The sequence below is a fragment of the Actinomycetota bacterium genome (assembly GCA_030776725.1).
Taxonomy (GTDB): domain Bacteria; phylum Actinomycetota; class Nitriliruptoria; order Nitriliruptorales; family JAHWKO01; genus JAHWKW01.
In genome coordinates this window covers 1-4929 of record JALYHG010000112.1, presented here as the reverse complement: position 1 = coordinate 4929, position 4929 = coordinate 1, and the positions used below count along the sequence as shown (strand labels likewise).

The window sequence follows — 4929 nt, the reverse complement described above, 5'->3', positions numbered from 1 at the left end:
TTGGTGCCAGCGCAGAGAAGCCGACGAGGGCGACCAGCATGCCCACCAGGTAAGGCCAAACCGCCTCGGCGAGGAACGTGGCGACGAATCCCGACAGGGCTGCCGACTCGACGAAGGCGATGCTGAGGAAGACGCTGTTGGTGTAGGTCCCGGCGAGCTCCGATGGCGTTCCACAGAAGTCCAACAACCGGCGACGCGCCCACGGGATCGCCGTGAGCGTCAGTGGTCCCACCCCGACCAGCGCGTACACCACCGCCTCGACCCGCCCGGCTGAGGTCAACGGGAACAGCACCGAGACGACGATCAGGAACCCGAAGAGGCCCACAACGAAGGCCAGGAAGACCGTCCGCAGCACCACGATCCGTGGCTCGTCCGACGACGACTTCTTCGTGACGAGAACCGGCATCAGGAAGAACGGCAGTAATCGACGCACCGCCTGACGCCAGCCCGGATCCTCCGCAGCCACCCCGTCAGCCACCCTCACTCCCAACCCCGGCGGCGCCACACGGTAGCCAGCCGCCAGACCGGTCCGTCGATCGCGACCGGCCACATTCACCCTGCGGAGTCGCCCGCGTGAGCGCCCGGGGACCGTCACCGTACGGACCGACGAGAGTTGACGTTGGTCATACTTGGCGTCGTGGACAACGGCGTTGAGGTCCCAACGAACGACGACGACTCCAGTTCGACTCCGCTCTCCAAGGTCGTACGGGGAATCCTTGGAACCGTGGGTTGCCTGCTTGGGCTGGGGGTCGTCGTCGGGTCCTTCATGGTGCGGGGCTTCGTTGCCGGGGTCGGTGGATCGAACGCATCCGTCAACGGGGAGTTCACGGTCTTCGCGACGATCGGGGGCGTCATCGCCCTACTGTGTCCGGTCGCTGCCATACGACCGAATCGTCTGACCGTCGGCCTAGCTGTGTCGTCAGTGTTGGCTCTGGTCGTGGCAGCCAACCTGCTCTAGCTGGTCAACGACGTCGAAGCTGTCGTGCAGGGCATCCGTCGTACCAGGCGGCCGGGACCCGGCGGATGACCATCTCGGGGATGCCGACCGGGGACCTCGGTGCGCACTGTGGCGGCCTGAGAGGGGGACCGAGACGCGACGGCGCGCGAGCGGCGGAAGCGGAAGCGCCGGATCCCGGCAGTTGCAGGCGTCTAGCGGAGTGGACCCGATCGGGATCGAACCGACGACCTCTGCCATGCCATGGCAGCGCTCTTCCAACTGAGCTACGGGCCCGGGAGCGGCGACCAACGGCCGCCGCGTCGAGCGTACCGCCCCGCAGTTGACCCCGCACCCCTGCCTCGCGCTTTGGGACTGCGCACGGTCGAGCGGCACCATACGGTCGCACCCACCGTCAGGAGACCGTCCCGGATGGCAGAGCACGCCGCGAACGCCCGGACCGGGGAGCCGGAGCGTTACACGCCGCTCACGCTCGAGCCCCCGATCGCGGAGCGCTGGTACGAGGAACGCACCTACTCGTTGACGGAAGACGCCACCGGCGAGCCTTTCTACGCGCTGACGATGTTCCCGTACCCATCCGGTGACCTGCACATGGGCCATGCCGAGATCTTCTCCATCCACGACGCGCTCGCCCGCCACGCACGCATGACCGGGAAAGCGGTCCTGAACCCGATCGGCTGGGACTCGTTCGGCCTCCCGGCGGAGAACGCGGCGATGAAGCGGGGGCTGCACCCCAAGGGTTGGACCTACGCCAACATCGACCAGCAGAAGCAGTCGATCATCCGGCTGGGCTACTCGTTCGACTGGGATCGGGTCATCCACACGTCCGACCCCGAGTACTACCGCTGGACGCAGTGGATCTTCCTGCGGCTGTACGACGCCGGCCTGGCCTACCGCGCCGAGGCGCCCGTCAACTGGTGCCCGAACGACGCCACGGTCCTGGCCAACGAGCAGGTGATCGACGGCCGCTGCGAGCGGTGCGACGCGCAGGTCGTCCGCCGCCCGCTCACCCAGTGGTTCTTCCGTATCACCCAGTACGCGCAGGAACTCCTCGACGATCTCGACCGGCTCGAAGGCCACTGGCCTGAGCGGGTCCGCGTGATGCAGCGCAACTGGATCGGCCGCTCCGAGGGGGCGGAGGTGACCTTCACGGTCGCAGACAGCGGGGAGGAGGTCGTGGTGTTCACGACGCGACCCGACACGCTGTACGGGGCCACCTACTTCGTGTTCGCACCGGAGCACCCGCTGGTCGCCGAGAAGATGGGCGATGATCCCGACTACCGGGCCTTCATGGACGAGGTCTCGACACGCTCGGAGCTCGAGCGGCTGTCGACCGAGGCGCGCGGCAAGCGGGGCATCCGCCTGTCGTTCGACATGGTCAACCCGGTCAACGGCGAGCGCATCCCGGCGTTCGCCGCGGACTACGTCCTGATGGAGTACGGGACCGGCGCGATCATGGCGGTACCCGCCCACGACCAACGCGACCTGGAGTTCGCGCGCGAGCACGGTTTGCCCGTGCGGGTGGTGGTCGCCGAGGACGGCGCGCCGGACGGTGCGCCGGATCCCGAGACGATGACCACGGCGCACGTCGGTGAGGGCGTCACGGTCAACTCCGGACCCTACGACGGGTTGCCGTGGCCGGAGACGAAACGGCGGATCACGGCGGATCTGCACGAACGAGGGCTCGGACGGCCGCAGGTCAACTACCGGCTCCGCGACTGGCTGGTGTCGCGCCAGCGGTACTGGGGCGCCCCGATCCCGATCGTCCACTGCGCTTCGTGCGGCCAGGTCCCCGTCGACGACGACGACCTGCCGGTGCGGCTCCCCGACGACGTCGAGTTCTCCGGCGAGGGAGGATCGCCGCTGCCGCGTCACGACGGGTTCGTGAACACCCAGTGTCCGCGTTGTGGGGAACCCGCCGAGCGTGAGACCGACACGATGGACACGTTCGTCGACTCGTCGTGGTACTTCCTGCGCTACCTGTCACCCGACGACACCGAGCGGCCCTGGGACCCGGGACTGGTCGACCGCTGGCTGCCGGTGGACCAGTACACCGGCGGGGTCGAGCACGCCATCCTCCACCTGCTGTACAGCCGGTTCCTGGTTAAGGCTCTGCGCGACCTCGGCCAGCTGTCCTTCGACGAACCGTTCGTGCGGCTGCTCAACCAGGGGCAGGTGATCATGGAGGGCGCCGCGATGAGCAAGTCCCGCGGCAACCTGGTGGTGCCCGGCGAGGTGTACGAGCAGTACGGCGCCGACACCCTGCGGGCCACCATGCTGTTCTCGGGCCCGCCCGAGGCCGACATCGACTGGGCCGACGTCTCACCGGAAGGCGTGTACCGGTGGCTGTCGCGGGTATGGCGCCTGACGCTGGACCACCTCGACGACGACGCCGACGCCGGGAGCGCCGAACAGGTCGAGGTGCTGCGCAAAGCCACGCACCGCACCATCGCCGGTGTGTCCGACGACTACGACGCGTTCAAGTACAACACGGCGATCGCCAAGCTGATGGAGCTGTCCAACACCGTCAGCGCCGCACGTCGCGACGGGGTGCGCGGGACCGCCGTTCGGGAGGCGATCGAAGCGCTGCTGACGCTCCTGGCCCCGGTGGCGTGCTTCGTGACCGAAGCGCTGTGGGAGCGGCTCGACCATGACCGGTCGGTCCACGACACGCCGTGGCCGCAGGCGGATCCAGCACTGCTGGTCGAGGAGGAGATCCCGATCGTCGTGCAGGTCGACGGCAGGGTCCGCGACAAGTTCACGATCGAAGCCGGCACCGACCAGGCCAGCCTCGAAGCCGCCGCGCTCGCGTCCGACAACGTCGCCCGCCACGTCGAGGGGCGAGAGATCGTCAAGATCATCGTGGTCCCCGACCGCCTCGTGAACGTGGTGACCCGCCCCGGGTGACGTGAGGTCGGTCGCCGCCGTCCACAGCGCACACGGCGGCGATCCCCACCTTCGGGCTCCGGGCGGCCCACGCTTGGGGCGTGGACCCGCACCGCTCACCTGGACGTCTGCGGACCGTCGCAGCGTGGCTGGATGCCAGCCCGGCGGAGGCCGCTGGTCTAGCAGTGCTCCTGGCAGGGGCGGCGCTGGCCACCGCCCTGGTGTGGTGGTCGGGCGGTGCGCCTTCGTCCACGCTGGCAACGGCGCCCGTGTCGCTGGAGAGCCCGGCGCCAGGCCCGGTCACCGTTCACGTCGCTGGTGGCGTCGTAGACCCCGGCGTGGTGCGTCTCCCGGGCGGCGCACGGGTCGCCGATGCGATCGCCGCCGCCGGCGGCCCACGGTTCGACGCAGCGCTCGACGCGCTGAACATGGCTCGGGTCCTCACGGACGGTGAGCAGGTCGTCGTGCCGCTCACCGCTGGTCCCGGACCACCGGCGCCGACCGCTGTGGAGCCACGCGACGCTGATGGACGGGTGGATCTCAACGCCGCCACCGCTGACGACTTCGAGGAGCTGCCCGGGATCGGCCCGGTGCTCGCCGAGCGGATCGTCGCGTGGCGCGATGCCCACGGCCCGTTCGCCGACGTGGGTCAGCTCCGCGACGTCCCGGGCATCGGCGAGCGCACCTTCCAGAAGCTGGCCGAGCGGGTCTTCGTCCGGTGAGCGGCGCTCCGCGAACGGGAGAGGGTCTTCGGCCTCCTGAGACCGAGCCGGAACGGCGTTCCCGGGGGGAAGGCCCCCCGCATGGGAGGTGACCAGATCCGCGGCGCTGCGCGGGAGCGACGCGGCAGCAGCTTCCTTCCGACGCCCAAGACCGCTGTCCAGGGACGCCGGTGACCCGCTCCCCCGCGCGGCAGGCGGTGGGGCCGGTGGCGGTGTGGGCGGTCGTGGCACTGGTCGCGGCCGGAGCGATCTCCCAGCTGCTGGCCCGCGCCGGTCCGGTCCTCGCTGCGCTGGTCACGGCCGTGGGAGTCGTGACCGCAGCGGTCGCCGCGCATGCCGGTCCCCGCGCCCGTCGCGGTCTGGCGT

General features: G+C 69.8%; 5 protein-coding genes and 1 tRNA gene. 4 read left to right on the top strand and 2 right to left on the bottom strand.

Annotated features, from left to right (window positions below; all coding sequences use genetic code 11):
• Positions 1-478 (bottom strand): hypothetical protein (locus M3N57_05205; GenBank protein ID MDP9022092.1); only part of this gene is annotated, 478 nt, incomplete at its 3' end.
• Positions 479-619: 141 nt separating this feature from the next.
• Between M3N57_05205 and M3N57_05200 the strand changes: the two genes are divergently transcribed.
• The gene (locus M3N57_05200) at positions 620-958 is read left to right on the top strand and encodes a hypothetical protein (GenBank protein MDP9022091.1); all 339 of its coding nucleotides are present in this window, start codon (positions 620-622) and stop codon (positions 956-958) included.
• A gap of 200 nt (positions 959-1158) precedes the next feature.
• Here the strand turns inward: M3N57_05200 and M3N57_05195 are convergent.
• Positions 1159-1231, bottom strand: a tRNA-Ala gene (locus M3N57_05195).
• 135 nt (positions 1232-1366) lie between these two features.
• Between M3N57_05195 and leuS the strand changes: the two genes are divergently transcribed.
• From leuS to M3N57_05180, 3 genes are all read left to right on the top strand, one after another.
• A complete protein-coding gene (gene leuS / locus M3N57_05190; protein ID MDP9022090.1) occupies positions 1367-3862 on the top strand; it encodes a leucine--tRNA ligase in 2496 nt (831 codons plus the stop codon).
• 80 nt (positions 3863-3942) lie between these two features.
• Positions 3943-4563 (top strand): ComEA family DNA-binding protein, encoded by a 621-nt coding sequence (locus tag M3N57_05185; GenBank protein ID MDP9022089.1) that lies wholly within the window; start codon positions 3943-3945, stop codon positions 4561-4563.
• 170 nt (positions 4564-4733) lie between these two features.
• The coding region (locus M3N57_05180) for a hypothetical protein (protein ID MDP9022088.1) at positions 4734-4929 on the top strand (196 nt) is incomplete at its 3' end.

Excerpts from the sequence above, each read along its gene's own strand:
- leuS (MDP9022090.1), top strand. The coding sequence starts at position 1,367 with ATGGCAGAGCACGCCGCGAACGCCCGGACCGGGGAGCCGGAGCGTTAC.